A 25,222-nucleotide genomic window follows, 5' to 3' on the forward strand; every position below is an offset into this window, starting at 1 on the left:
TATAGAAAAAGGATAGGAAGTAACCATTTCTATCCTTTTTTTCTATCTAATTTGCACCGTAATACAGCCGATGTCCTTCCAATTGATGATTCAGAAGTTCACTAACTGTAACCAAAGTGTACCCATTCTTTTGCAAATATTCAATCACACTCGGCAAGGCATTAATGGTTGTTTGATGAATATCATGCATTAAAATGATTGATCCTGGACAAGTCTGCTTTTTCACTTGCTCCATGATAGACCCAGTATTGCGATTTTTCCAATCCAAGCTATCCACATTCCACATGATAAAAGACATATCAACAGCATTTCGGATTGCATCATTGCTAGCTCCATAGGGTGGACGCATCATTTTTGGACTCTCTCCGATAACAGCCCGAAGTGCTGCTTGTGTATCCTCAATCTGTTTTTTTGCTTGCTCAAGAGCAAGAGTTGGTAATTGTGGATGACTCCAACTATGATTGCCAATCTCATGCCCCTCATCATGAACACGTTTGACAAGTTGCTCATTTCCAGCTACATTTTTCCCCAACATGAAAAAAGTTCCTTTGACATGGTATTTGGCTAAAATATCCAAAGCCTGCGGTGTCGTTGCTGCATTGGGACCATCGTCAAACGTCAAAGCTACTAATTTTTGCTGTTTTTTAGCTTGATAGGACTGATAAGCTGCCAAATCCTCTCCCTTTAAATAATGCTCATCAATTACCTCATATAAGGCTGGTAAGGCGATTTCCACCTTTGAAACTCGCTCATTGTTTTTATAAAATAGATTGAGTTTTCCTTTTTCATAACTGAATGTCCATTGGGAGATATCTCTTGTTTGAAATGCTTGTAGAATCTTCTGTCCTTCTGTTTTATGGAGAGCGGTGATTTTCTGCTGCATTTCTTCTAGCAATAACTTTTTGGCTTGCTCAACATTTTTAAAAAGTCGATTTAAGCTAAACAATTTATTGTCAGACGACATGTAAAGCGAGTCCAAAACCTCTTCTCTAGCCTTTCCAACTTTCGTAGTTAACACTGGATAAGAGATTCGCTTGATGTCAACTTGCTTTACTCCAGAAAAATTTGTCTCTGTAAAATGACTCACATAAAAAATAAGGTTATCGTATTGCGATACTTGACTTTGTTTATCTGAAAATTTCTGAATATCGGCATTGATTTTCTCTTTAATAACACCAATATCTTGCTTGCTCTCTGTTAATGGATAGTAAGACGTAATGAGCTGACTTCCTACACGTCCTGTCTGCTTTCGTACTGAACCATAATGATATTTTGTATCTGTCCTTTTCAGAACTTGTGAAATTTGTCGATTTAATTTTCTTTCTTGTAGCAATTTTCTAATCCGAAAACTCCCAAAAATAATAATCATTAAAAAAGCGACATTTAGGACAATGAGAAGTATTTTTTTCACTACACTACCTTTCTACCTCGTCTCTTTCGTTTAAAAAAGACTTTACCTACTAAAAAAGGCTAAAATAATTTCAAGCCTTTCATTTTCAATTATTTACAAACTTATAAAGTTTTTTCTTGAATCACTTCAACTTTATAACCATCCGGATCCTTAATAAAGTAATAATTCGGCTTTGTTCCAGGAAGTCCATTTGGCTGTGTAACCTCATATCCTTTAGCAGTGTGTTCAGCGTGAAGCTGTAGCAAATCAGCCGTACTCAAAGCCACATGAGCAAAACCATCGCCAATCACATAAGGTCCGTGTCCATAATTATAAGTTAATTCCAACTCATAATCATCACCTTCAAGTCCCAAATAAACAATTGTAAATTGATGTTCTGGGAAGTCCTTGCGCCGTAATTCTTTAAATTCAAATGCATCTGCATAAAATGCAATAGATTTTTCTAGATCTTCCACTCGCAAGCACGTATGCAACATTTTAGAAGCCATAGCATCCTCCTTTGCTTTTTTCCATTATATCCTAAATCACGAATTTTCTCCAGTTTTAGCTAAAAAAATAAGGAGTGAGATAGCATTTAGTTCCATCCCACTCCTGTAAAGTTGCTGAGTTTGAAAAACGAACAGTCTTGAGACTTGTTTCGCAAATTCTATCTTGCAACTTCAAAGCTATACTTTGAACAATCAACCACTGCATCGTTATTTTATGACACAGTATGATTTAAGGCTGAAAACATTCTCCCAGCCTATTTTCATTATTTACCTAATTTTGCTTTAGCTGCATCTGCAAGAGCTGTGAAAGCTGCTGCATCGTTGACAGCCAAGTCAGCCAGCATTTTACGGTTTACTTCAATTTCAGCCAATTTCAAACCGTGCATCAATTGTGAGTATGACAAACCATTCATACGAGCTGCCGCATTGATACGTGTAATCCACAATTTGCGGAAATCACGTTTCTTTTGACGACGGTCACGGTATGCATAGTAGTAAGAATTCATTACTTGTTCTTTTGCAGTACGGAACAAGATATGTTTTGCACCATAGTAACCTTTAGCTAATTTTAAAATACGTTTACGACGTTTGCGTGATACAACGCCACCTTTAACACGTGCCATTTATATTTCCTCCAATATTTCCTAGAATAATCTGCTACAAAATCTCTTATTTAAGACCTGTCAGCATTGCTTTGATACGTTTGAAATCTCCTGAATGCACCATTGCTGCTTTACGAAGATGACGACGTTGTTTTTTAGTTTTTCCGTGGAAACGGTGAGAAGTGTAAGCACGGAAACGTTTCAAGCCACCAGAACCTGTACGTTTGAAACGTTTAGCTGATGCGCGGTGTGTTTTTTGTTTTGGCATGATATTTTTCTCCTTTTTCTAACTTCTGACAGATTACTTTTTGTCAGGGATTGGTGCTAATTGCATGAACATTTGACGTCCATCCATTTTAGCTCTTTGTTCAATAATCGCAATGTCTTGCGTTGCTTGAGCAAAGTCGGCTAATACTTTAGCTCCGATTTCTTTGTGAGTAATCATCCGCCCTTTAAAGCGAATAGAAACCTTCACTTTATTTCCTTTTTCAAGGAACTTGCGTGCGTTGCGAAGTTTTGTATCAAAATCACCTTTGTCAATCGTTGGACTGAGACGAACTTCTTTCACGGTAACAACACTTTGCTTTTTGCGTTGTTCTTTTTGTTTTTTCTGATACTCAAATTTGAACTTTCCGTAGTCCATAATTTTCGCAACAGGCGGTTTAGCTTGTGGTTGAATTAGAACAAGGTCCACATTTGCATCGTCAGCAATTGCTTGTGCTTCGCTAAGTGGTTTAATGCCCAATTGCTCACCATCAAGACCGATCAAACGAACTTCACGCACACGAATTTCATCATTGATGAATAAGTCTTGTTTTGCTATGGTTTTCACCTCTTTTTTATTTTTAGAGAAAAACAAGAGCGGACTTGCTAACGCAAGCCCGCACTACATGATAGTATTTCATCTCTGAAACTTAATCCGTAGAGCCAGACAACGTTAGTCGCAAGGCGAGAAGCTCTCACTTCTGCTTTTCTCAACTTTTATATAATATCAAGTTTCAGATTATTTGTCAAGGATTTTTTTAGCTTTTTCTTCGATAAAAGCCACAACTTCAGCAATTCCGATACCCGTTGTATCAAAATGAATGGCATCAACTGCTGGTTTTAAAGGAGAAACCGCTCGGTGACTGTCTTTATAGTCCCGCTCTGCAATTTCTTTTTTCAAAGTTTCCAAGTCCGTCGGAATGCCTTTTTCAAGATTTTCTTTATAACGGCGCTCAGCTCTTTCGTCAACTGAGGCTACGAGAAAAATTTTTAATTCCGCATGAGGTAGCACAACCGTTCCAATGTCACGGCCGTCCATGACAATACCACCTTGAGATGCAATTTCTCGCTGTAAATCCACCAACTTTTCTCGTACTTCTGGAATTGCAGATACCCAAGAGACATTGTTGGTCACTTCGTTTTCACGAATCGGATGCGTCACATCTACATCTCCCACAAAAACAAGCTGCTCCCCATTTTTATCACGCCCAAAACTAACTGGATAAGTGTCTAATAATGCGACAATTTCAGACCACTTTTCTGCAGATAAATCATTTTGTAAAGCTAAGTACGTCGCCGCACGATACATAGCGCCTGTATCCAAGTAAGTGTAGTCGAAATCTTTCGCAATAATCTTAGCAACCGTTGACTTTCCGCTTGAAGCCGGACCATCAATGGCAATTTGAATTTGTTTCATTCTACACTCCTATCGAATTTTCACCACATCACCTGGATTGGCATACCAAGCGCCTGTTGTCATATGAGAAGGATTCAAACGCTCCAATTCAGCAATCGAAATCCCTGCACGCGCAGCAATGGCCGCCTCACCTTCTCCAGCTTGAACAGTAAGCGTTCCTTCAGATGATTGCGTTTGACTGCTATCACTTGTTGCCTTAGAAGACTCTGGAACGCTAGAACTTTCACTTGGTTTGCTGGTAGCCTTAGTATTATAAAAGCCCTGTGTTGCTGCTTTTTTGCTGCTTCCGCCAGTTGATAAATAAATCATCATACCTACAATGGTAATCACCATGATGAAAAAAATAACCGCTAAAATTGTCAACACACGATTGGCCGCTACATCGCTCGTTTTTTTACTTCTCGTCAATTCTTTTTCTCCCTTGTCGTAAATATCTTCTTCCCATGGATCCTTTGCCATGACTTCCTCCTTGTATTTTTTCCAAATTCCGATTACAATATGAGTATGAAAGTGACACTCATTCCTGAACGATGCATTGCCTGCGGGCTTTGCCAAACCTATTCTGAACTATTTGATTATCATGACAATGGCATTGTTAAATTTCATCAAGACGATGAACTTCTGGAAAAAGAAATTCCTGAAACACCTGATGTTATTGAAGCTATCAAAAACTGTCCTACAAAAGCTCTTAAGAAAGAGTAGTTTTTTTAGGATGAGCATAATAGGTTTCAAAATAGTCTACGTGGGTGAAGTTGTCCATTAGTTCAACTTCACCTTTAAAATGATCATTCAAAGCCAAAGCATTTACAAAATACTTCTTAGGCCACTTACGCATACAAAACGTACGGCCTTTTTCTTTGCCATCAAATAAAAGAGTAATAGAAGTTTTTGTCACTTCTACTTTACGAATTGTTGAAATTTCAATCTTCGAAGGTGTAAATGGATTTGCCGTAGTAATTCTTAAAATCCCGTTGTCATATATCGCAAAATATCTATGTACACCAATCCCCAATAATACCATGAACAAAAAGAAAGAGAAAAGAACTAAAAATGGAACTTCTGAACTCTCAAATAAAAATGCAAAACCTATAAAAATCGGAATGACCGATAAAGACCAATAAATGATTAGAAGAGAAAGATCTGGTTGCCAATGATAGCGCAACTGACCAAATATCTTTATCATGTCTACACCCCCTCTTATATAGTTTATCATAAAAAAAAGAAAAATGGGAGTGAGATTGGACAACAAAAGAAAAAATTAAGGAAGTGAAAGAATACTAGCTCTAATCCCTTATTAAATTAGTCGAAAATGGCAGATGTGATAGAGATAATCGCCTCAACGAAAATGAAAATAGGTCAAATTCCACTTTCTCAAGATTCAGCCGATAGAGTTAAATCTTATATTTTCATTTTTAATAGATTTCCAATATTTTGAGCTGTTCGGATGAGATTTTCTTCTGCCTTGGCTAAAGTAATAGCTAGAGGTTCGACTTGAGAAATGATTGGAAAAGCAGCTTGAATGTTTTCTGCCGGAAAATAAGGTAAGTCATCGCTTAAACTACCACAAATAGCAATAACGGGGACATTCCTTGGTGTTCTTCTTGCCACTCCAATCGGAGCTTTGCCTGCCAGACTTTGCTGATCCATTCGTCCTTCACCCACGATGACTAAATCAACCTTTTTGACACGATTATCAAAATCAAGCAAGTTAAGACAAGTGTCAATTCCTGAAACGATTTTTCCATGCGCAAATGTCACCAGACCAGCCGCCATTCCTCCTCCGGCACCTGCACCAGCCAGTGAAAAGATTGTTGGATTAGCTTGTTTATAAAAGGTTGCCATTGCCTGATCCACTTGAGAAAATAGCAGAGCGGGCAAACCTTTTTGTCCTCCAAAGACGTATGTGGCGCCGTTTTCACCACAGAGAGGATTCGTGACATCTGTCAAAATCTGAATGTCCAGATTTTCCAAAATTGCAGGAACATTATCAGCTGAAATGCGAGCCACACGGTCTAAAGAGATACCCTTTGCTTGAAGCAGGTGATTGTCTTTATCAAAAAATTCATAACCCAGTCCAGCTGCCATTCCAATTCCACCATCATTGGTAGCTGAGCCCCCTACACCAATATAAATCTGCCGCACACCTTCCTTGGCTAGATACAAAATTAACTCTCCTAATCCTCTGGTATCAAGAGTCAAAGGGTTTCTTTTTTCTGATGAGATACTCGCCAACCCAATCAAGTCAGCCATTTCAAAGAGAGCCACATCGCCTTTACGAGCATATTTCATCGAAACAGGTTCTCCGAAAGGCCCAGTTACGATGTGAGTATAAGTGTCTAACTGCAAGGCTGCAGTTAGAGCTGCCATTGTTCCCTCACCACCATCTCCAATGGGTAGCAAGTCAAATGTTGCTTCAGGGAGTGCCTTGGAAAAACCTGCTTTTATAGCCTCTGCAACACTTTGGGCTGATAAACTTTCTTTAAAAGAATCCGGTACAATTAAAATATGCATGGCTTAGTCCTCACTTTCTATCTCTTCCAAAAGTTTTATGACCTGATACAAGTCCGTTTGATTGATTTGATACGGCGCTTGTTCTCTCACAAAAGGCTTGGCATTAAAAGCAATCCCGATTCCTGCCGTCAATATCATCGGTAGGTCATTGGCACCGTCTCCTACAGCAATGGTTTGAGCAAGAGTCAAATTATTTTCCCCCGCCCATTGTCTTAGTATTGCTTTTTTGACTTCTTTTGTGACAATTGTTCCTAAAACTTTGCCGGTTAGCTTACCATCTTTCACTTCTAAACGATTAGCTTTTACATAATCTACGTTCAATTTCGTGGCTAATTCGTCTACCATTTCATGAAATCCGCCTGATACAATGCCAACCTTGTATCCACGCTGATGCATTTCCTCTATCAACTCTTGAGCACCTTTGCTAAAATGAATTTTCTTAGAAACTCGTTTAAAAATTGTTTCAGGAAGTCCTTTGAGCAAAGTCACACGTTCTATCAGAGCCGTTTCAAAATCATATTCCCCTTGCATAGCCCGTTCTGTAATAGCTGCGACTTGCTCACCAACTCCTGCTGCAGCACCTAGCAAATCGATTCCTTCTTCTCTAATCAAGGTACTGTCTACATCCAGTACCAATAATCCTCTTGTTTTCACATCATCACCTCATATATTGCTTGTATTATATAAAAAATTGATTGACAAAACAAGTTGCAATAGAAAGAAAAAAGCCTCGTTTGCCGTACAAACAAGAGCTTCTTTACTTTATTCAATACCAATTTCAGCGCGCACAATATCTGCAATTGTATCAACGTAATAGTCTACTTCTTCGTGGCTTGGTGCTTCTGCCATGACCCGTAAAAGTGGTTCTGTTCCGCTTGGACGAACAAGAATACGACCATTGCCAGCCATTTCCGCTTCCATTTTTTCAATCACCGCTTTAATAGCAGGTACTTCCATGGCCTTGTGCTTCATGCTGTTTTCAACACGGATATTGACCAATTTTTGTGGATAAATCGTTACTTCTGACGCTAATTCAGACAAAGGTTTACCTGTTTCTTTCATCACTTTTGTCAATTGAACGGCTGTCAGCTGACCGTCACCCGTCGTATTATAATCCATGATGATTACGTGACCAGATTGCTCACCGCCCAAATTGTAACCAGATTTGCGCATTTCTTCTACAACATAGCGGTCACCAACAGCTGTAATCACCTTGTTAATGCCTTCACGATCCAAAGCTTTATGGAAACCAAGATTTGACATAACAGTTGTTACAATTGTATTTTGAACAAGCAAACCTTTTTCAGAGAGGTATTTCCCAATGATATACATGATTTTATCGCCATCGACAATCTCACCGTTCTCATCAACTGCAATCAAGCGATCGCTATCGCCGTCAAATGCCAGACCAAGTGCTGAACCTGATTCACGGACTGTTTCTTGCAATTTTTCAGGATGTGTAGAGCCAACATTCAAGTTGATATTTAGCCCATCTGGATTTTCCCCGATGACCGTCAATCTAGCTCCCAAATCCGCAAATACCTGACGAGCACTGGTTGAAGCAGCACCATTTGCTGTATCAAGAGCAACTTTCATTCCGTCTAAATCAAGACCAGTAGATACGAGATATTGTTGATATTTGCGCAATCCTTCTGGATAATCCATAAGAGTTCCTAAACCTTCCGCACTTGGACGCGGTAAATCGTCTTCTTTGGCATCAAGAAGAGCTTCAATTTCCAATTCACGCTCATCGTCCAATTTATAGCCATCGCCACCAAAGAATTTAATACCGTTGTCAAGTGCTGGATTGTGGCTAGCTGAAATCATGACACCAGCACTTGCTCTCTCAGATTTCACCAGATAAGCAACGCCTGGTGTAGCAATAACTCCGAGCTTATAAACACGAATCCCAACAGACAGAAGTCCAGCTACTAAAGCACTTTCCAGCATTTCTCCTGAAATACGTGTGTCACGTCCTACAAAGACACGGGGTACATCTTTCTCATGCTGGCTTAATACATAACCACCAAAACGCCCTAATTTAAAAGCTAACTCTGGTGTTAACTCCACATTTGCTTCTCCACGAACTCCGTCCGTTCCGAAATATTTTCCCATTTTTATAAAATCCTTTCAATACTTTTATTTGGATGAGCTCGTAGAACTCGAAGACGAACTTGATGATTTAACAGTAATTTTTATGGTTGTCTCATAAGGAGTAATCACACTTGGCAAAACTGTGCCATTTGCATCAACTGCTTGTAGTGGGGAATTTCCTGAATAGTTAGCGGATATTTTTTCACTAGTTGGCACTACCGCTTCTACATGATCGACCTTAGCCAGCGTATCTTCGTCACTTGTAACAGTTACCTTACTGTCACCAACCGTCACGCGATCAACCATCAACCCATCTGCTAACTGGGCTGAACTGATAGTTGTTTTCACTTCAACTGTCTTGCTTGCTTTCTTGCCAACTTTCACTGTAATCTTAGCTGGTGTGACAGTCGCAGTTAACCCACTTGGTAAATTTTTAATTGCTAAAGGTACTTCTCTCATTCCTTCTGTAGATTTTGTCAAATCTGCCACAACCTTGAATTTTCGTGTACTTTCTTGCATTTCACTAGCAAGAGTCACACGATTAGAACCAGTTAACACCACTGATACTTCAGATGAAAAACCACTAATAAAATACTTTTCACTATCGTATTTAATGTCAATTGGAACACTAGGCAAGGTATTAGTGTACGTTTCAGACGTAGTTTGTCTAGCACTTGAATTATTTTGATAATTTGTCGTTGTTGCATAAATAAATAAAACAGCAGCAAAAAAAATGGAAGAAACGATATACCAAATCTGTTTACGATTTTTCATGTTTCCGACCTCCTAGCACACGATTTCTAAATGGTGATTTTGGTTGTTCATCTGAAATCAGCACTTTCCGCAATTCTGCTTCAAATTCTTCTAAGGTCAAATCGTGTTTGAAAACTCCATTATGTGTAATTGAAATCCCTCCCGTTTCCTCCGACACTACAAAAGTAAGAGCGTCTGACACTTCTGAAAGACCGATTGCTGCACGATGACGCGTTCCAAATTCCTTAGAAATCCCTGTGTTTTCTGTGAGCGGAAGATAAGCGCAAGAAACGGCTATTTTATTGTCTCTTACAATGACAGCTCCGTCATGTAGCGGTGTATTAGGAATGAAGATATTGATTAACAACTCACCTGATACATCGGCATCTAAAGGAATCCCTGTTGCAATGTATTCTTGCAAGGTTCTGCTACCTTGGATAGCAACGAGAGCCCCAATTTTCCGCGGACTCATATAATCCACTGCTTTGACAAATGCCTGCACCATTCTTTCTTCTGAGCTAATGGGTGCTGTCGAAAACAAATTGGTAGCACGCCCCAGCCTTTCCAGACCTGTACGAATCTCAGGTGTAAAAATCACAACAGCCGCAATAACTCCATAGGTAATGACTTGATTGATTAACCAAGAAACCGTTGTTAAACCAATTGCATTGGCAAGAATCTGAGCCAGTACAAAAATTAAAACCCCTCGAACGAGAATCATAATCTTAGTGCCAGCGATTGCTTTTGTAAAATAAAATAAAATCCAAGCAACTAGTGCAATATCGATAATATTGATGACAATACTCCAAGGACTAGAAAATAAACTAGACCAATATTGGAGATTGGACAATTGCTGAAAATTCATTTCCAGTGTCCTCTCTTTCTCAACCTAAAAACATTCTTAATTATTATATCACTTTTCAAGATATTTTTCTGTAACCTTCTTTAGTTTTTATGATAAAATATTTCTTATGAAGATAAATACTATGTTGGGCACTCTTGCAGGGAAATCCTCCCATTTTGTTTTAAGCAAACTGGGACGTGGTTCAACTCTGCCTGGAAAACTTGCCCTGAAATTTGACAACGACATTTTAAATACACTAGCACGTGATTACGAAGTAGTGGTGATTACAGGGACAAACGGGAAAACCTTGACTACTGCTCTGACAGTTGGAATCCTCAAAGACGCTTTTGACGAAGTAGTGACCAATCCCAGCGGAGCCAATATGATTAGCGGCATTACAACCACTTTCCTAACCGCAAAAAAAGGAAAATCTGGCAAGAATATCGCTGTACTGGAAATTGATGAAGCTAGCCTCTCACGCATTTGCGACTACATTAAACCGAGCCTTTTCGTCTTTACCAATATTTTCCGCGACCAAATGGATCGTTACGGAGAAATTTACACGACCTACCAAATGATTTTGGATGCTGCTCAAAAGGTTCCTACGGCAACCGTCTTGCTAAATGGAGACAGTCCGCTGTTTAACTCTGTTACTCTCAAAAATCCGGTTCAATATTATGGTTTTGATACAGAAAAAGGAGAGCCAAAACTAGCTCATTACAATACGGAGGGTATTCTCTGTCCTAAATGTCAGCACATTCTAAAATACAAGCTCAACACTTATGCCAATCTAGGTGATTATATTTGTGAGCACTGTGGCTTTAGGCGCCCTGAATTAGACTACAAACTAACCCAATTGACCAGTCTTCGTCACAACAGTTCGGATTTTGTCATTGACGGTCAAAGCTATCACATCAATATCGGTGGTCTCTACAATATCTACAACGCTTTAGCTGCCGTTTCCGTTGCTCAATTCTTTGAAGTTGAGCCGACTACTATCAAGACTGGTTTTGACAAGAGCAGAGCTGTTTTCGGACGTCAGGAAACTTTCAAGATTGGCGACAAGGAGTGTACGCTAGTTCTCATTAAAAATCCTGTTGGAGCCACGCAAGCTCTAGAAATGATTAAACTAGCTCCTTATCCATTTAGCTTGTCAGTTCTGCTCAATGCTAATTATGCGGACGGTATCGATACGAGCTGGATCTGGGATGCAGATTTTGAGCAGATTTTAAACATGGATATCCCGCATATGATTGCTGGCGGGGTTCGTCATTCTGAGATTGCCCGACGCTTGCGGGTGACTGGCTATAATGCTGAACAAATCAGTGAAGTAGCTGATTTAAGCCAGGTCTTTGAAAAAATTAAAAACCAAGAAACCAAGCATGCCTATATCCTAGCTACTTACACCGCCATGCTAGAGTTTCGCGAATTGCTGGCTTCTCATCAAGTCGTCAGAAAGGAGATGAACTAATGGTTTATACATCACTAACTTCTCCTGAAAATCGGGATTATACTTATTATTTAAAAATTGCCCATCTCTATGGCAATCTCATGAATACCTATGGTGATAATGGTAATATTCTCATGCTCAAATATGTAGCTGAAAAGCTAGGCGCTCGCGTTCAGATTGATATTGTATCACTTGAAGATGAGTTTGATAAAGATTACTATGATTTGGCGTTTTTCGGCGGAGGGCAAGACTACGAGCAAACCATTGTGGCACGAGATCTGCCTGCAAAAAAAGATAGCTTGGAGGAATTTATCAATCATAACGGCGTAGTGCTAGCTATTTGTGGTGGCTTTCAGCTTCTAGGTCAATACTACATTGAAGCTTCTGGTCGGCGGATTGAGGGACTTGGAATTATGGGACATTATACTCTCAATCAAAAAAATAACCGCTACATCGGCGACATCAAGATTCATAACGATGAATTTGACGAAACCTATTATGGTTTTGAAAATCACCAAGGACGGACATTCCTATCTGAAGACGAAAAACCGCTCGGCAGAATTATTTATGGGAATGGAAACAACAAGGAAGACCAAAGCGAAGGCGTGCACTACAAGAATGTCTTTGGCTCTTACTTCCACGGTCCTATCCTATCCCGCAATGCCAATCTAGCTTACCGCCTAGTGACAACCGCCCTGAAGAATAAATATGGCCAAGATACTCCACTCGCCAACTACGAGGACATTCTAGCTCAAGAAGTCCCAGAAGAATACGGAGACGTCAAGAGCAAGGCAGAGTTTGAATAGAGATATAAAATACAAAAGGAGACTAATGATGAAAGAAAGAATGAACTACATTTTACTGTTGCTCGCAATCCTCCTAACCGCTGGATTGTCCTTAGCTAATATGCAAAGCGTCACCGTCAATTTTATTCTCTTTCGCTTTAAAATTCCACTGATTTTCTTAATTTTACTCTCTGTCTTACTTGGAGCTATCACTACTATCCTCATTAGTATGCCGAAGAATTTCTCTCTCAGAAATGAATTAGCCAAAGCAAAAAAAGAACTCAAAAATAAAAACTAGGCTGGAAATCCAGCCTGGTTTTTTAAAGTTCGGATTTTACTTTCGGATACGTCTTTTTTTATCAAAATCTTCTTGTCCAAAAATCGGACGACATTATTTTTTCAAAAAAGCTTTGTCCGAAACGAGAATATTCGGAATTTGCTCCAAAAACTTCCTTCCGAAAACTGGACAAAGCCATTTTACCCTAAAACTCCTCGTCCAAAATGTAAAAAATGGCAAATTACTTAAAAGTCACCTCATCCTTCATGAAGGATGAGGTTTTTTGCTCAAAAAACTCTCATTCCCATTTTAAACGTTCGGTATTTACTCTTGGGGAGGAATTTCTCCGTCTCGAACAAACTTTCTTGACTTAAAAATAGCTCGCTCACACCTGTTCTGCCACTTCTTCCCACTCTGTCATGGCAGCTTCCTGTCGTTCAGTCAGCTGGTCTAGCTTTTGCTGAAGCTCCATGAGTTCGCTTGCGTCATTGGTTGCCTGCATAGCTGTTGTCAACTCGGTAGTTTGCATCTCCAGCTCTTCGATTTCAGCTTCTAACTGCTCCAAACGGCGAGCTAATTTCCGAGCTTCTTTCTGTGTTTCTTTCTGGAGTTGATAGTTGGTGACTGGCTGAGACTGAGCGGGCTCTGCCGCAGTAGCTTTCTCCTCTCTCAAAGCTTCCAGCTCTGCTTTTTTCTCCAGATAATAGTCATAATCGCCCAGATAAAGAGTAGATCCAGTATCAGAAAGCTCGATAATCTGCGTGGCAACCCGGTTGATAAAGTAGCGATCATGGCTGACAAAGAGCAAAGTACCGTCAAAGTCAATCAAGGCATTCTCCAGCACCTCTTTGCTATCAATATCTAGGTGGTTGGTTGGCTCGTCCAGCACCAGAAAATTCTTGTTTTCCATAGACAACTTAGCCAGTAAAAGCCGCGCTCGTTCCCCACCTGACAGCATACTGACAGACTTTTTGACATCATCACCTGAAAAGAGGAAAGCGCCCAGACAATTGCGGATTTCCACTTCTGGTATTAGTTTAAAATCATTCCAAAGCTCGTCCAAGACTGAATTGCTCGGTGTCAATCGGCTTTGGGTCTGGTCATAGTAGCCCAGCTCCACATTTGCTCCCAGATGCTCCTGACCACGGATAAAAGGAATTTGTCCCACAATGGACTTGATAAGAGTTGTTTTGCCAATACCATTTGGTCCGACAATAGCTACTGCGTTAAATTTACGAATATCCAGATTGATAGGCTCGGCCAACACTTGATGATCATAACCGATAGCCGCATCTTCCAGCGTCAGAACGACATTTCCAGAAGGTTTAGCTGAGCGAAAGGTCATATTAGCAGAACGGTTGCCTCTGTCTGGCTTGTCAAGACACTCCATTTTTTCCAGCTGTTTGCGTCTGGATTGAGCGCGTTTGGTTGTAGATGCCCGAACCAGATTGCGATTGACAAAATCCTCCAAAGCAGCAATTTCCTTCTGCTGCTTTTCATAATTCTTGGCCTCTGTCAAGAGCTTCTGCTCCTTTTGCTGAACAAAACTAGAGTAATTTCCCACATAGCGATCCAACGAATGCTGGGTCAAGTCCAGCGTCACAGTGGCTACCTTGTCTAGGAAATAACGGTCGTGACTGACGATGATGAGAGCTCCACTGTAGTTGCTCAAGTAGTTCTCTAGCCAAGCAATCGTCTCTATATCCAAGTGGTTAGTAGGCTCATCCAGTACCAATAAATCTGGCTTTTCCAACAGCATTTTCGCTAGAGCCAGCCGAGTATTCTGCCCGCCCGAAAGCTCTTCTATCTTCATTTGCCACATGGACTCATCAAACTTGAAACCATTGAGAATGGCACGAATATCTGCTTCATAGGTAAATCCGCCTGCCTGACGGAAATTCTCTGACAAGCGGTCATAATCTGTCATCAGTTTTTCCAGATCCGTCCCAGTCAAATCCCCCATAGACAGCTCCATCTGTCGTAATCGCTGCTCCTGCTGACGTAAATCATCAAAAACATGCAGCATCTCGTCATAGATGGTATTCTCCGACTCAAAGCGGCTGTCCTGAGCCAGATAGGACAGGGAAAGATCTCGTTTTTTATTGATTTGACCAGAAGTAGGCTCTTCCTCACCCACTAAAATCTTGAGCAGGGTTGACTTCCCAGCTCCATTTTTCCCGACTAAGGCAATTCTATCTCGTTCATCCACTTGCAGGTTGATATTATCAAAAAGAACCTCCCCTGCAAAAGAGCGTTCAATCTTATTTGCTTGTAAAATAATCATAACCCTATTATAGCAGATTCCTATCCCAACGGCTATCTTAGAAAACAAAAATACGGTTCATTTTTACCGCATTTTCATTTAAAACTATTTAAAATTTCTTGATTTTGCATCACAAGGTAAACACCTAATAGAATAATCAAAGCAAAAAGCCCTAATTTGATGATTCCTTTTACAAAACGAATGACCCAAAGAATCATCATCGAACCAATCAGCCACATCACGGCTGAATGATTGAAAAATCCTTGAACAGCTTGACTGCTTTGACCAAAGAAATTCTGAATGGGTGTCGGAACATGTTCTTGTCATGCAGCTGTCACACCGATACGAACGGCAATATCAGAACCACTTTGCCAAAGCCAGGCAAAAATGCTGGAATTAAAGACAAACAAGAAAACTTGCTCTGGGAAACGTCTGATGATTTTAAACATATTTCTTATCATTTTATGCTTGATACAACTCCTTTACTGCTTGAACATCTACTGCTTGAATACCATAAAACGATCCAGCGGACTGCATGACGGATTTTTCTTCATTGTGCTCCAATCCAATCGCATGTCCCAGTTCATGCTCTGCTGTGTTTACGATTCGCTCATAAGAGTAGCCATATTGACTATTCAATAGATAATAACGATTTAGTCGAACCGTTACATTTGTGAAGCGTTTTGTCAATAAATTAGTTTGTGATTCTGCCTCACCTGCCGCACTCACCGTACCATCATTCATCTCTGTAGCCACAATATTGGCTTGACTTTTATCATTTACAATCTGAAAAGTAAAAGCACCTGTCTGATTCCAAGTACGAATGGCTTCCTGATAAGCTGAGCGAAATATCTCATCTTGTGTATCAATATAAACCGTAGCACTCGCTTTATCCCAGCGTGCACCAGAAGTTTGGTGAACATGATTGTCCGATAGCTGTTTGGTCAGGTCTTTTACATTTTGTCCAAGGCCTAGTTGACTATCTTGACCACTTACATATCGATAAATTTGACTGACATCTTACTGAAGTGTTGTCGAAAAATTGCTTTTAGAAGGACTCATGATATACAAGATTCCCACTAAAAAGAGTGCTGTTAATGCAACTGTGTAAACCAATCGCCAGAGCAATCGAAATAACCCAGAAATCAATCGAAATAGAAATCTCATACTCTCCTCCTAATCTAAAATATAAAGAGTAAGTATAATGAGATTCGCTTAAAAAATTCTTAAAATGGGTGCTTGTAAAAGAAATAACAAATCACTGATAGGAAAATGTAATTTCCTATCAAAAAGGGCATCTCTCAAGCAACTTTAGGACAAGCGCTCTTCTACTTCAAAATCAATCGGCAGCCATTTCAGGAATTCCTCTAATTGTTTTTCCCAGTAATACCACTCGTGCTTTCCCAGATTATGATGATAGGTGATATCTAAGCTACATTCGCGCAATTGTTTAACAGCTACTTCATTTGCTTGATAGAGAAAATCTTGCTCCCCACACCAAGCGTAAAATTTAGTCTTTTTATCTGACTTCTTTGCCATTGTCGTCAAAAAATGTCGCTTAACATCAGCTGCTTTCAAATCGCCAAACACACCTTGCCAATAGTTAAGCGTTCCGCCTGGAAGTTCCTCTATATCCACATCATCCAAACCGAGCCCAATAGCACCTGAAAATGACCCTGCATAAGAGAATCGATCTGTCGTCAAGGCTATTTTATAAGCTCCATAACCTCCCATCGACAGGCCTGCAATAAATGTTTTCTCCCGTTTCCGACTCATATTGGGGAAGAATCGCTGCATAACCTCAGGCAATTCTTTTGCTATGGCATCATAATAATTCAACCCATAAGCAGTGTTGGTGTACCAAGCAAGATCTGTTGATGGCATAATGACAATTAAATTTGTATGGCGCAGTAAACGCTCAATATTCGTCCGTTTTCGCCACGAATTTTCATTGCCTCCCATACCGTGCAAAAGGTAAAGAACGGGAATATCCGTATCTACTACCTGACTGGGAGCTACTGTATCCGCATCGGGATAGATGACATTGACACGACGCTCCATTTCTAGTACTGCTGAATGATATTCTATTTCAAAAAATGCCATTTTGTCTCCTTTTCATATAAATGTAAGAAAGGGGGTGGAACAAATGTCCTGACCCCACTATTTTGTCACTATATAAAATGTGCTAATTTAACCTGCTTAACGCACTTCCATTACAACGGGTAAAATCGCTGGACGACGTTTAGTTTGCTCAAAGAGGTATTTCGCAAGATTATCACGTACAGCTCCTTTCAGTTCACCCCAGTCAAAGTTATCTTTTGCAAGATAATCTTCCACTGTTTTATTGATTAAGTCAGAACTTTCACGCAAAATATCACGGCTTTTTTTGACATAAACAAATCCACGCGTATGAACCTTGGCTTTGGAAATAATCTTCTTGTCACGACGGTTTACTGTAATGGCGACGATAAAGATACCGTCTTCAGACAGAACTTTACGGTCACGAAGAACGATATTTCCGACATCACCAATCGCATTTCCATCAATCATGACATCACCAGAAGATACCGCACCAGAAGGTACAAAATCACCCTTTTCATATTCCATAATGCTACCACGTTTTGGAATAAAAATGTTCTCTGGCAACATACCAATTGCCATTGCAGCTTTAGCATGTGCTGCCAATTCACGATATTCTCCTTGAATTGGGAACAAGAATTTCGGCTGCAAGAGGTTTAACATCAATTGCAAATCGCGCTCATTTCCATGTCCAGACACTCGTAAATCTTGCGTAATTAGTTTGACAACACCACCTGCTTGGTAAATCATGTTTTCTACACGCGCCACCAAAGCTTCTTTTGCGATAGACGGTGTTGTAACAATATAAACCAAATCGCCTTCTTTGATTTCTACATAACGGTGACGACCAATAGACATCTTGCGCAAGCCATTGATTGGTTCACCCATACGCCCAGTTTCCAAAATAATCAATTCATAATCTTCAAACTTGGACATTTCTTTAGGTTTAATCAACAGACGTTCATCCACAAGTGATAATTTCTTCAAGCGAATAGCCGTCCGAACGATATTTTCAATGTCAAACCCCGTCAACACAACACGACGACCTGTCCTAGCAGCAGCTTCAAAAACCTGTTGAATACGAGAAAGATTGCTTGCAACCGCCGCAACAATCACGCGCCCTTCCCAATCACCAATCGTATTGCTAATTTCTTTTGCAACTTCGCTCTCACTTGCCACTTGAATCGTACTATCCGCATTTGCAGAATCACTAAGAAGAGCTAGAACGCCTTCACGACCAATTTCCGCCAAGCGAGCAAAATCTGTTGCATAAGACTGACTAGCCGTTTGGTCGAACTTGAAATCACCTGTGTAAACAATATTGCCTTCAGACGTTTTCAAAACAATCCCTAAACTCTCTGGAATAGAGTGCGTTGTTTTAAAGAAAGATACAACCGTACCACCAAAATCAATCTCTGTGTCTTCATCAATCACATGAAAATCATTGAACTTTTTGACCGTATCATTTCCTTTGACAAATAACTTAGCCAACTCAATCGTCAATTCTGAGCCAAATACAGGAACTTTCGTTTCAGCAAGTAAATAAGGCAAGGCACCAATTGCATCTGCATGCCCGTGTGTCAAAAAGACCCCTGCAATACGGTCCTTATTTTCAAACAAATAGTCCATATTTGGAATAACAAAATCCACACCAAGCTGTTCATTTTCTGGATATTTTAATCCGACATCCAGGACGAAAATAGATTCATCCACTTCAGCGATGTAAAGATTTTTTCCATTTTCACGTACACCGCCCAAAGCAATCAATTTAATATTGCTCATTGATTCTCCTTTTCAAATTTTTCTTACTAACGGTCCTTGGAATCCCAAGTCGAATTACAGTTTTGCAAATCTTTTGCATATCCAATTTATTATACTACTTTTCATGATTTTTTTCAAAGAACAGAGCATACAAAAAACTCCTAGTTACTGTTTACCTACAGAAAGCTAGGAGCCGTCTCTATTTGCTAATAAGTGATAGATAGACTTTCAGAAAGTAATTATCTGAAAAGAGATTCTTATGATGTTTCCATCGTTATTTTATTAAAGAATGATTTTCTTGTCCACAATATATCAAAAACAAGTTTTTTCATCTAAAACAATAGCGGTTTTATACCAAAGCGTGAAAATCATTAAAAAGCTTCTACCGACTGCATCAAATAACATTCTTATTTATTCTTACTTTGCGTTCTTTATACGCGATGCAATTCTACAAACCACTACATGACATCTTCAGAAATATTTATCAAATACCTCCAATTAAGAAAAACAATTAGCAAATAGAAACTAATACATCATAAACGATTTAAAATATGAACGTTCCGATACCCATTGGAATCAGCCCTTTCTTATCTTTCTTTAATTATATTGTACACCTTCTTTTTTAAAAAAGCAAGCGTTTACATCCAAATTTTTAAAATATTTTTTGCAAATGAAAAGAGACAGAATTAACCATTCAAACCTCTTCTCAATGTAGATTTTTATGCTCGTACTGTGACACTTGTGCCGTCTTCTTTATAAAGATTTATCAAACCTTCTTTACGACTGCGTACCATATCACCTGGATAAACCGGATATGGCAAGGAAATCGTCAATAGTTCCATCGGATTTGGAGCCCGATCAATTTTATTTCCATCTGAATCATATAAATCTGTAATGACTGCATCAAAATGACGGAAACCAGGACCATAAAACTCAACTGGGTCGCCCTCATTGATGACATTTCGTTGCCGAATAGTCGCTGTTTGCGTATCAGGGTCATAAGCCACCACTTCTGCCACAAATTTATATTGCGGAATTTTGCGGCGTGCTCCAAAAAGCTGCTCATTTTCAGTTGGTGTATGATAGTAAAATCCCGTTGCCAACTCACGTTGCGCAACTTTCCACATTTCATCTACTAAATCTTGCTTGATTGCTTCAAACTTTTCAGGACTTTCAAGATAAGCATCTACTGCCGCCTTGTAACAATTTGAAACAGTAGATACATAGTGAATAGACTTCATGCGCCCTTCAATTTTCAAGCTGTCTACTCCATTTTCAATCATATCTGGAATATGGTCAATCATGGACATATCCACAGCCGACATAGAAAATTCTTCTGGAATTTCGCCTTTTAAGCTCTTGCGCTCTTGTCCAAAGGGCATATCGTAGAGATCATATTTCCAGCGGCAAGATTGAGAGCAGCCCCCACGATTGGCATCCCGCATGCTCATATGATTAGATAAAGTACAGCGCCCTGAGTAAGAAATGCACATAGCACCATGAACAAAAGCTTCAATCTCCACATCGGTGTGTTTGCGGATTTCTGCTAGTTCTTCCATAGAAACCTCACGCGCCAAAACGACACGTGTCAACCCCAAATCTTTCCAAAATTCTAAGGTTTCATAGTTTGTTGCGCTAGCTTGTGTTGACAAGTGTACTTCCAAACCTGGCGCTTCTGTACAAGCAATGGCAATCAATGCTGGGTCAGATACGATAACGGCAGAAATGCCAATATCTCGCAAAGTGCGGAACCATTCCCCAGCTCCTTCTTCATTTCCTTCGTGGGTTACCATGTTCGCAGCCACATAGACTTTTGCGCCATGTTCACGAGCAAATTGAACGCCCTCTTCCATTTCTTCAAACGTAAAATTTCCAGCACGACTGCGCAAACCATAGGCTTGTCCGCCAATGTAGACAGCATCCGCTCCATAGCGAATGGCGACTTTTAATTTTTCCAACGTTCCAGCAGGCGCCAGAACTTCTGGTCTTTTCAAAGTTTTTGTCATATTCTCGCTCTTTTCCATATTCTAATACTTAGCCTTTTTATTTTATAGCAAAAAAGGCTTGAAAGCAAACTAAAGGTAGCAGATTGTGAATGTTAAACAAGCAGTCACAACTCGCGACCACCTGTATTCCTTATTTCACCTGGTCTGGATCATATTCATAAAATCCAGTATCCAAGAAACGATTTTGGGGATGCAATTGATGAATCTGCTCATCCAAAAGGAAAGCCTGATCATGTGTAAATTGATTGGTCTCAATCAGCTCACGCGCTTGCACAAAGAGTTTGGCAATTTCAACAAAATTGTGTCCTGGCGTATAAATCCCTTCTAATTTCCAATGTGTAAAGCCATGTTCTACCAACTCTCCAAGTTTCGTCATCATATCCAAATCATTATTTGCAAAAATATGCGTCCCATGATTGTCCTCAAAAATAGAATAATGGCTATCTGGGTCACTCGGCTCTGCAAGGAATAAATCACGCTCACGACTCTTTTCGTCATCAATATGAGTGAAATTATAATAATTTTGCAAAAGCGGACGCTTAGAGTGATGAATGACGCTAGCACCATAAACCAAAATCTCAACAGGAATTTCTAACACTTCCTGCATTTTAAACAATTCTGCCGATGGAATTTCCCGTGCTAAAACAGCCTCAGAAGCGCCAGCTTTTTGCCCCCAGAAGTTCACTTGACGACTGCTAGCAACCATAGTCGAGGCATCATAAATCGTCTTAAACGGATAACCATCGCGTTTTAACACATAAAAGACACCGGCATCTCCCACAGTAATATAATCCGCCTGAATATCCACTAAAAAATCAAGAAATGGCTTGATTTTATTCATCATTTCCTGATGTATCAAAGCATTGACAGCAACTGTCAACTTTTTGTCCGCCTCATGTACAAGGGCTGCAATCTGCCGCAATTCATCATAAGAAAAAGTATGGGGTAACCGAAGACCATACTCCTTTTCACCTACATAAATGCGATCTACGCCTGCTTCTAAAAGCTCTTTTACTTGTTCAACGCTCTCAGCTGTCGCTGTAATGATAATCTTTTTCATAGCAAAATTATAACATATTTTTGATTTCTCTTCTATTTTTTAATTTGAAAAGCATTTTTAGCCTTTTTGTAACCGTTATGTAATATTTATCTAATTAAAATCATGATAAAATAAGAGAGTACTGTAAGGAGAGAGAACATGACTGCAAGAAAATATCAGCCCTATCAAGAAGACTACACCTATCCAGAATTAGAACAAGAACAATATCCCCTTTATCAAGATTACATTCCTGAAGCAAAAACGAATCCAAATCTGAAAGAATTACTATTTTTCGTGAATATTGCTACATTTTGTATCTTGACAGCTTTGTTTAGCTTTTTATTCTTGTCTATTAAAATAAACACTTTCTTAGCTTTTGCTTTAGCAATTGGTGTTAGTTTAGTTTGCATTAAAATGCAGCAAGCATTTATTCGTCAGAAAAGAAATAAATAGTTTTGAAATTAAAGCGCCTTGCAAACAGGCACTATTTTTGTCGTGAATTGTTGTGATTCGTTGTGATGTAAAATCGATGTTAAAAAGTTAAAAAAATTGAGGTGCTAGTCCTCAATTTTTTTGTCTTCATTTTCCGATTCTTGGTTTTCTTCTGTCAAATCAATGACAATATCCTCGGAAGTAGGCTCATTTTCTGATGATTCAGGAGCAGATTTTTTAAATTCTTCTGGTGAAATCCCTTCTGACTCCATTTTTTCTTTCCATTCTTGAAATTTCTCTTGTGAGAAGTCAACTACTTGTTTCGTTGCTTCTTTCACAGAGTCAAGAATTGTTTCACCTATAATTTCTCCGCTCTCAACCTTTTCTTTGGCTTGGTTGACTGCTTCTGCAGCTTGATTAGAGAAATGATTGGCTTTTTGTACTACTTGATCTTTAAAATCATCTGGATTTTCTTTGACGTCATTCATAAAATCAGAAACCTTAGCTGTCACTTCTTTTCCTTTTTTACTTGTGAGAAATACCGCTGCAGCCGCACCAGAGATTGTTCCTAAAAGGATAGATGAAAATTTACCCATAATAAACCTTCTTTCTTATTTTTTAAATAGTTTTGTAATCATCCGTAAGGCCGATAAAGTTGCACCAGCTTTCACTCCATTTTTACCTGCTGTAGCAGCTTTTTTACTCAAATGACGAGCAGAATCATTTAAATCTGAAACTGACTCTGACAAATCTGCAACTGCAGTGAAAAGTGGATCAATTGTTGTCATTTTCCCGTTAATATCATCTGCTAAAACATTCACTTTCGTTAACAATTCATTGGTTTGATAGAGTGTCACATTGACATCTGTCGTCAACACCTGAATTGTTTTTTCTGTTTCGTCAACGACATTTGAGATTTTCCTAACCAAAAAAATCGTATAAACAATCAAAGCAATCAAAGCGAGGGCAACTAGACTATAAGCAATTTCAAGCATTTTTCTTCTCCTAACTTTTTAATAATAAGGGGTATCTTTTTTTCTGCGTTGGTAAATGACGAGAATGATTCCTGCAACCACTAGAACAGCAGACAACCATTGCGACACACGCAAGCCCGCAAACATGAGACTATCTGTTCGCATACCTTCAATCACCATGCGACCTATTCCATACCAAATAAGATAAAATCCAGTCATTTCCCCACGTTTGAGGAAATTTTTCTTTCTTCTCGCAACCATCACTAAAGCAAATCCTAACAAATTCCAAACCGACTCATAAAGAAAAGTTGGTTGTCGGTAATGACCATCAATGTACATTTGGTTGCGCATAAAACTTGGTAAGTAATTTAGACTTTTAACAACCGCTCCGTAAGCCTCTTGATTGAAGAAATTTCCCCAGCGTCCAATACTTTGGGCAATCATCACTCCTGGAACCGCAATATCTAAAAAGTCTAGCGTATTGATAAGCTTTCTTTGTGAGAAAAAATAAAAGACAATCGCTCCGGTGATTAAACCGCCATAGATAGCAATTCCTCCGTGCCAAATGGCAAAAATCTCAGCAGAATTTTTAGCATAATAGCCCCAATCAAAAATGACATAATAAATGCGAGCTCCAACGATTGCTAAGGGAAACGCAATGAGGATAAAATCAAGAATGTCATCTGGAATGATTTTCTTTCGCGGCGCTTCACGCATAGCCAGATAAACAGCTAAAACTAAACCTGTTACAATACAAATCGCATACCAGCGAATACTTAGAGGTCCTATTTTAAATGCAATTGGATTAATCATGAGACACCTCATTCTCACTAATGAGATTGGTCAAGCGTTCCTCAAAAGTCTTCGTGGCATCAAAGCCCATCTCTTTAGCACGGTAATTCATCGCTGCTGCTTCAATCACCACCGAAATGTTGCGACCCGTTTTCACAGGAATACGAATCCTTGGAATGGACACACCTGATACTTCAAACTCTTCACCATTATTTCCCAAACGGTCAAATGTTTTATTGACATCATAATTTTCCAGATAAACAGCCAATTGAACCTGTGATGAATCCTTGACAGCACTAGCTCCATAAAGGCTCATGACATCAATAATCCCAACACCGCGTATTTCAAGTAAATGGCGCAAAATTTCCGCTGGCTCGCCCCAGAGAGTCATTTCATCTTTTGCGTAGATATCTACGCGGTCATCCGCAACTAAACGATGTCCCCGTTTCACCAGTTCTAAACCAGTTTCGCTTTTTCCGATTCCACTATCTCCTTGAATCAAGACACCCATTCCGTAAATATCCATTAAAACCCCATGAATACTGGTTCGCTCAGCCAAACGCGAATCCAAATAACTTGAAATCTCACCGGATAAACGACTCGTTGGGGTGTGACTGCTGAGAACAACAATTTCATTTTCCTTTGCAGCCTTTAACATCTCATCAGGAATTTTCAAATCACGCGCCACAATCATAACTGTATCGTGTTCAAACATTTTCCGTAAAACCTGATAGCGATTATGTGACGTCATCTTCATCAAGTAAGACCATTCTTTCATGCCCATTAGCTGGATACGCTCTGGGGTGTAATAGTCAAAATAACCTGTCATTTCAAGTCCTGGGCGGGAAATATCAGAGGTCGTAATTTCTCTTTCCAACATTTTCTCATCGCCATAAACCACATTTAACCTGACTTTTTTTAATAGATCTTTGATCTTTACAGTCATATTCTTCCCCTTTGATAGTTTCTTTTTCTATTAT

The 25,222-nt window shown here is 39.4% G+C and carries 28 protein-coding genes, 2 pseudogenes and 1 other annotated feature; of the genes and pseudogenes, 5 read left to right on the plus strand and 25 right to left on the minus strand.

Going from position 1 to position 25,222, the window contains the following annotated elements:
- Window positions 1–46: 46 nt before the first annotated feature.
- The 7 genes from HMPREF2876_RS03025 to HMPREF2876_RS03055 form a co-directional block, all read right to left on the minus strand.
- Window positions 47–1,411 carry a polysaccharide deacetylase family protein gene (locus tag HMPREF2876_RS03025; RefSeq protein WP_042753984.1) on the minus strand — a complete coding sequence of 455 codons (1,365 nt, stop codon included), beginning with the start codon at window positions 1,409–1,411 and terminating at the stop codon, window positions 47–49.
- 101 nt (window positions 1,412–1,512) lie between these two features.
- Window positions 1,513–1,899, minus strand: coding sequence for a lactoylglutathione lyase (locus HMPREF2876_RS03030; RefSeq protein WP_021001558.1), 387 nt, complete (start codon window positions 1,897–1,899; stop codon window positions 1,513–1,515).
- Between the two features lie 263 nt (window positions 1,900–2,162).
- Complete coding sequence (gene rplT / locus HMPREF2876_RS03035) at window positions 2,163–2,522, minus strand: 50S ribosomal protein L20 (RefSeq protein WP_000124834.1); 360 nt, start codon at window positions 2,520–2,522, stop codon at window positions 2,163–2,165.
- 46 nt (window positions 2,523–2,568) lie between these two features.
- Window positions 2,569–2,769: a 50S ribosomal protein L35 gene (gene rpmI / locus HMPREF2876_RS03040; protein WP_003025048.1), complete on the minus strand. Its 201-nt coding sequence runs from the start codon at window positions 2,767–2,769 to the stop codon at window positions 2,569–2,571.
- A 33-nt stretch (window positions 2,770–2,802) separates the two neighbouring features.
- Entirely contained in the window at window positions 2,803–3,333 is a 531-nt protein-coding gene (infC, locus tag HMPREF2876_RS03045) for a translation initiation factor IF-3 (protein WP_003025051.1), read from the minus strand.
- A gap of 15 nt (window positions 3,334–3,348) precedes the next feature.
- Window positions 3,349–3,478, minus strand: a sequence feature (ribosomal protein L20 leader region).
- 26 nt (window positions 3,479–3,504) lie between these two features.
- Window positions 3,505–4,182, minus strand: coding sequence for a (d)CMP kinase (gene cmk / locus HMPREF2876_RS03050; protein WP_024051813.1), 678 nt, complete (start codon window positions 4,180–4,182; stop codon window positions 3,505–3,507).
- A gap of 9 nt (window positions 4,183–4,191) precedes the next feature.
- Window positions 4,192–4,641, minus strand: a complete 450-nt coding sequence (locus HMPREF2876_RS03055) for an SAG1386/EF1546 family surface-associated protein (RefSeq protein ID WP_024051814.1) — start codon at window positions 4,639–4,641, stop codon at window positions 4,192–4,194.
- 45 nt (window positions 4,642–4,686) lie between these two features.
- On the opposite strand from HMPREF2876_RS03055, the gene HMPREF2876_RS03060 reads away from it, so the two are divergent.
- On the plus strand, window positions 4,687–4,884 hold the full coding sequence (locus tag HMPREF2876_RS03060; protein WP_106079221.1) for a ferredoxin: 198 nt from the start codon (window positions 4,687–4,689) through the stop codon (window positions 4,882–4,884).
- Here HMPREF2876_RS03060 and HMPREF2876_RS03065 read toward each other — a convergent pair.
- From HMPREF2876_RS03065 to cdaA, 6 genes are all read right to left on the minus strand, one after another.
- Window positions 4,871–5,365 carry an EbsA family protein gene (locus tag HMPREF2876_RS03065; RefSeq protein WP_024051815.1) on the minus strand — a complete coding sequence of 165 codons (495 nt, stop codon included), beginning with the start codon at window positions 5,363–5,365 and terminating at the stop codon, window positions 4,871–4,873. The genes HMPREF2876_RS03060 and HMPREF2876_RS03065 overlap by 14 nt on opposite strands.
- A gap of 215 nt (window positions 5,366–5,580) precedes the next feature.
- Window positions 5,581–6,693 (minus strand): glycerate kinase, encoded by a 1,113-nt coding sequence (locus HMPREF2876_RS03070; RefSeq protein ID WP_024051816.1) that lies wholly within the window; start codon window positions 6,691–6,693, stop codon window positions 5,581–5,583.
- A gap of 3 nt (window positions 6,694–6,696) precedes the next feature.
- The gene (gene serB, locus HMPREF2876_RS03075; protein ID WP_024051817.1) at window positions 6,697–7,347 is read right to left on the minus strand and encodes a phosphoserine phosphatase SerB; all 651 of its coding nucleotides are present in this window, start codon (window positions 7,345–7,347) and stop codon (window positions 6,697–6,699) included.
- A 108-nt stretch (window positions 7,348–7,455) separates the two neighbouring features.
- On the minus strand, window positions 7,456–8,808 hold the full coding sequence (gene glmM / locus HMPREF2876_RS03080) for a phosphoglucosamine mutase (protein ID WP_070584149.1): 1,353 nt from the start codon (window positions 8,806–8,808) through the stop codon (window positions 7,456–7,458).
- A 24-nt stretch (window positions 8,809–8,832) separates the two neighbouring features.
- Complete coding sequence (locus tag HMPREF2876_RS03085) at window positions 8,833–9,561, minus strand: CdaR family protein (protein ID WP_024051818.1); 729 nt, start codon at window positions 9,559–9,561, stop codon at window positions 8,833–8,835.
- Window positions 9,548–10,405: a diadenylate cyclase CdaA gene (gene cdaA / locus HMPREF2876_RS03090; protein ID WP_024051819.1), complete on the minus strand. Its 858-nt coding sequence runs from the start codon at window positions 10,403–10,405 to the stop codon at window positions 9,548–9,550. Before cdaA ends, HMPREF2876_RS03085 begins: the two co-directional genes overlap by 14 nt.
- A gap of 106 nt (window positions 10,406–10,511) precedes the next feature.
- Between cdaA and murT the strand changes: the two genes are divergently transcribed.
- Genes murT through HMPREF2876_RS03105 form a run of 3 tightly spaced genes read left to right on the plus strand, consistent with a single transcriptional unit; the run spans window position 10,512 to window position 12,917 of the window.
- The gene (gene murT / locus HMPREF2876_RS03095) at window positions 10,512–11,855 is read left to right on the plus strand and encodes a lipid II isoglutaminyl synthase subunit MurT (RefSeq protein ID WP_042753988.1); all 1,344 of its coding nucleotides are present in this window, start codon (window positions 10,512–10,514) and stop codon (window positions 11,853–11,855) included.
- The gene (gatD, locus tag HMPREF2876_RS03100) at window positions 11,855–12,640 is read left to right on the plus strand and encodes a lipid II isoglutaminyl synthase subunit GatD (RefSeq protein ID WP_024051821.1); all 786 of its coding nucleotides are present in this window, start codon (window positions 11,855–11,857) and stop codon (window positions 12,638–12,640) included. The genes murT and gatD overlap by 1 nt, the downstream gene beginning before the upstream one ends.
- Before the next feature lie 28 nt (window positions 12,641–12,668).
- The gene (locus tag HMPREF2876_RS03105) at window positions 12,669–12,917 is read left to right on the plus strand and encodes a LapA family protein (RefSeq protein ID WP_024051822.1); all 249 of its coding nucleotides are present in this window, start codon (window positions 12,669–12,671) and stop codon (window positions 12,915–12,917) included.
- 364 nt (window positions 12,918–13,281) lie between these two features.
- Here the strand turns inward: HMPREF2876_RS03105 and HMPREF2876_RS03110 are convergent, their stop codons facing one another.
- From HMPREF2876_RS03110 to HMPREF2876_RS03140, 8 genes and pseudogenes are all read right to left on the minus strand, one after another.
- Window positions 13,282–15,180: an ABC-F family ATP-binding cassette domain-containing protein gene (locus tag HMPREF2876_RS03110; protein ID WP_070584152.1), complete on the minus strand. Its 1,899-nt coding sequence runs from the start codon at window positions 15,178–15,180 to the stop codon at window positions 13,282–13,284.
- A gap of 74 nt (window positions 15,181–15,254) precedes the next feature.
- A pseudogene (locus HMPREF2876_RS03115) lies at window positions 15,255–15,620 on the minus strand (hypothetical protein).
- Between the two features lies 1 nt (window position 15,621).
- A pseudogene (locus HMPREF2876_RS03120) lies at window positions 15,622–16,104 on the minus strand (matrixin family metalloprotease); the annotation flags it as partial.
- Between the two features lie 75 nt (window positions 16,105–16,179).
- Window positions 16,180–16,326, minus strand: coding sequence for a hypothetical protein (locus HMPREF2876_RS11115; RefSeq protein WP_024051827.1), 147 nt, complete (start codon window positions 16,324–16,326; stop codon window positions 16,180–16,182).
- A 144-nt stretch (window positions 16,327–16,470) separates the two neighbouring features.
- Window positions 16,471–17,262 carry an alpha/beta hydrolase gene (locus HMPREF2876_RS03125; RefSeq protein WP_024051828.1) on the minus strand — a complete coding sequence of 264 codons (792 nt, stop codon included), beginning with the start codon at window positions 17,260–17,262 and terminating at the stop codon, window positions 16,471–16,473.
- Between the two features lie 96 nt (window positions 17,263–17,358).
- Window positions 17,359–19,020, minus strand: a complete 1,662-nt coding sequence (locus HMPREF2876_RS03130; protein ID WP_024051829.1) for a ribonuclease J — start codon at window positions 19,018–19,020, stop codon at window positions 17,359–17,361.
- A gap of 698 nt (window positions 19,021–19,718) precedes the next feature.
- Window positions 19,719–21,005, minus strand: a complete 1,287-nt coding sequence (locus HMPREF2876_RS03135) for a peptidase U32 family protein (RefSeq protein ID WP_024051830.1) — start codon at window positions 21,003–21,005, stop codon at window positions 19,719–19,721.
- Window positions 21,006–21,135: 130 nt separating this feature from the next.
- Complete coding sequence (locus HMPREF2876_RS03140; protein WP_024051831.1) at window positions 21,136–22,065, minus strand: peptidase U32 family protein; 930 nt, start codon at window positions 22,063–22,065, stop codon at window positions 21,136–21,138.
- 138 nt (window positions 22,066–22,203) lie between these two features.
- On the opposite strand from HMPREF2876_RS03140, the gene HMPREF2876_RS03145 reads away from it, so the two are divergent.
- On the plus strand, window positions 22,204–22,497 hold the full coding sequence (locus tag HMPREF2876_RS03145) for a DUF3270 domain-containing protein (RefSeq protein ID WP_003032701.1): 294 nt from the start codon (window positions 22,204–22,206) through the stop codon (window positions 22,495–22,497).
- 104 nt (window positions 22,498–22,601) lie between these two features.
- Here the strand turns inward: HMPREF2876_RS03145 and HMPREF2876_RS03150 are convergent, their stop codons facing one another.
- Genes HMPREF2876_RS03150 through hprK form a run of 4 tightly spaced genes read right to left on the minus strand, consistent with a single transcriptional unit; the run spans window position 22,602 to window position 25,188 of the window.
- On the minus strand, window positions 22,602–23,072 hold the full coding sequence (locus tag HMPREF2876_RS03150; RefSeq protein WP_024051832.1) for a YtxH domain-containing protein: 471 nt from the start codon (window positions 23,070–23,072) through the stop codon (window positions 22,602–22,604).
- A 15-nt stretch (window positions 23,073–23,087) separates the two neighbouring features.
- Entirely contained in the window at window positions 23,088–23,471 is a 384-nt protein-coding gene (locus HMPREF2876_RS03155) for a DUF948 domain-containing protein (RefSeq protein ID WP_024051833.1), read from the minus strand.
- 18 nt (window positions 23,472–23,489) lie between these two features.
- Complete coding sequence (lgt, locus tag HMPREF2876_RS03160) at window positions 23,490–24,263, minus strand: prolipoprotein diacylglyceryl transferase (RefSeq protein ID WP_024051834.1); 774 nt, start codon at window positions 24,261–24,263, stop codon at window positions 23,490–23,492.
- A complete protein-coding gene (hprK, locus tag HMPREF2876_RS03165) occupies window positions 24,256–25,188 on the minus strand; it encodes an HPr(Ser) kinase/phosphatase (RefSeq protein WP_024051835.1) in 933 nt (310 codons plus the stop codon). Before hprK ends, lgt begins: the two co-directional genes overlap by 8 nt.
- Window positions 25,189–25,222 lie beyond the last annotated feature (34 nt).

Origin of the sequence: Streptococcus sp. HMSC073A12 (assembly GCF_001812815.1) — a bacterium.
GTDB classification, from domain to species: domain Bacteria; phylum Bacillota; class Bacilli; order Lactobacillales; family Streptococcaceae; genus Streptococcus; species Streptococcus vaginalis.

Bases quoted from the DNA above. Each gene is read 5' to 3' on its own strand.
- HMPREF2876_RS03065 (WP_024051815.1), bottom strand. From the start codon at position 5,365: ATGATAAAGATATTTGGTCAGTTGCGCTATCATTGGCAACCAGATCTT.
- cmk (WP_024051813.1), bottom strand. From the start codon at position 4,182: ATGAAACAAATTCAAATTGCCATTGATGGTCCGGCTTCAAGCGGAAAG.
- cdaA (WP_024051819.1), bottom strand. From the start codon at position 10,405: ATGAATTTTCAGCAATTGTCCAATCTCCAATATTGGTCTAGTTTATTT.
- HMPREF2876_RS03085 (WP_024051818.1), bottom strand. From the start codon at position 9,561: ATGAAAAATCGTAAACAGATTTGGTATATCGTTTCTTCCATTTTTTTT.
- murT (WP_042753988.1), top strand. From the start codon at position 10,512: ATGAAGATAAATACTATGTTGGGCACTCTTGCAGGGAAATCCTCCCAT.
- HMPREF2876_RS03135 (WP_024051830.1), bottom strand. From the start codon at position 21,005: ATGACAAAAACTTTGAAAAGACCAGAAGTTCTGGCGCCTGCTGGAACG.
- HMPREF2876_RS11115 (WP_024051827.1), bottom strand. From the start codon at position 16,326: ATGAGATTTCTATTTCGATTGATTTCTGGGTTATTTCGATTGCTCTGG.
- HMPREF2876_RS03145 (WP_003032701.1), top strand. From the start codon at position 22,204: ATGACTGCAAGAAAATATCAGCCCTATCAAGAAGACTACACCTATCCA.
- HMPREF2876_RS03130 (WP_024051829.1), bottom strand. From the start codon at position 19,020: ATGAGCAATATTAAATTGATTGCTTTGGGCGGTGTACGTGAAAATGGA.
- lgt (WP_024051834.1), bottom strand. From the start codon at position 24,263: ATGATTAATCCAATTGCATTTAAAATAGGACCTCTAAGTATTCGCTGG.
- HMPREF2876_RS03110 (WP_070584152.1), bottom strand. From the start codon at position 15,180: ATGATTATTTTACAAGCAAATAAGATTGAACGCTCTTTTGCAGGGGAG.
- hprK (WP_024051835.1), bottom strand. From the start codon at position 25,188: ATGACTGTAAAGATCAAAGATCTATTAAAAAAAGTCAGGTTAAATGTG.
- gatD (WP_024051821.1), top strand. From the start codon at position 11,855: ATGGTTTATACATCACTAACTTCTCCTGAAAATCGGGATTATACTTAT.
- HMPREF2876_RS03155 (WP_024051833.1), bottom strand. From the start codon at position 23,471: ATGCTTGAAATTGCTTATAGTCTAGTTGCCCTCGCTTTGATTGCTTTG.
- rpmI (WP_003025048.1), bottom strand. From the start codon at position 2,769: ATGCCAAAACAAAAAACACACCGCGCATCAGCTAAACGTTTCAAACGT.
- HMPREF2876_RS03150 (WP_024051832.1), bottom strand. From the start codon at position 23,072: ATGGGTAAATTTTCATCTATCCTTTTAGGAACAATCTCTGGTGCGGCT.
- HMPREF2876_RS03055 (WP_024051814.1), bottom strand. From the start codon at position 4,641: ATGGCAAAGGATCCATGGGAAGAAGATATTTACGACAAGGGAGAAAAA.
- HMPREF2876_RS03125 (WP_024051828.1), bottom strand. From the start codon at position 17,262: ATGGCATTTTTTGAAATAGAATATCATTCAGCAGTACTAGAAATGGAG.
- rplT (WP_000124834.1), bottom strand. From the start codon at position 2,522: ATGGCACGTGTTAAAGGTGGCGTTGTATCACGCAAACGTCGTAAACGT.
- HMPREF2876_RS03070 (WP_024051816.1), bottom strand. From the start codon at position 6,693: ATGCATATTTTAATTGTACCGGATTCTTTTAAAGAAAGTTTATCAGCC.
- HMPREF2876_RS03105 (WP_024051822.1), top strand. From the start codon at position 12,669: ATGAAAGAAAGAATGAACTACATTTTACTGTTGCTCGCAATCCTCCTA.
- glmM (WP_070584149.1), bottom strand. From the start codon at position 8,808: ATGGGAAAATATTTCGGAACGGACGGAGTTCGTGGAGAAGCAAATGTG.
- HMPREF2876_RS03140 (WP_024051831.1), bottom strand. From the start codon at position 22,065: ATGAAAAAGATTATCATTACAGCGACAGCTGAGAGCGTTGAACAAGTA.
- HMPREF2876_RS03060 (WP_106079221.1), top strand. From the start codon at position 4,687: ATGAAAGTGACACTCATTCCTGAACGATGCATTGCCTGCGGGCTTTGC.
- HMPREF2876_RS03030 (WP_021001558.1), bottom strand. From the start codon at position 1,899: ATGGCTTCTAAAATGTTGCATACGTGCTTGCGAGTGGAAGATCTAGAA.